The sequence below is a fragment of the Oleiphilus sp. HI0132 genome, from assembly GCF_001635845.1.
In genome coordinates, this window is sequence record NZ_LWGJ01000993.1 from 1 (window position 1) to 393 (window position 393).

The 393-nt window shown below is 40.7% G+C and carries 1 protein-coding gene; it reads left to right on the forward strand.

The window, feature by feature from the left end:
- Positions 1-15: 15 nt before the first annotated feature.
- On the forward strand, positions 16-393 hold a 378-nt coding region (locus A3766_RS11195; RefSeq protein ID WP_369808625.1), incomplete at its 3' end, for a type II toxin-antitoxin system RelE/ParE family toxin.

Below are 393 nucleotides of genomic sequence, written 5' to 3' on the forward strand. Positions count from 1 at the left end.
AAAGGAAGCTGCTTGATGGATATTAAAGTCGCCTTCGCGGACAGGTTTTTTAACGCTTTAGTGAAACTACCAGCTAACACCCAAGCTAAGGTTATTCAACTGGTTCTAAAGTTTCAAAGTAACCCTAAATCTCCGGGATTGAATTATGAAACTCTCAATGCGCTTAAGGATAAGCTCATGCGATCTATACGGGTTGATCAAGCATACAGAGTCATACTACATGCACCGGCTGAGGGAAATGTCTATTTGCTATTGTGGGTAGATCATCATGATAGAGCATATAACTGGGCAGCAGTTCATCAGTGTAAAATAAATCCTAATACTGGATCTCTACAGATATACGAGACCATGATTGAGACGATGCAAAAGGTTTCAGCTCCGTCTACTTTCGAA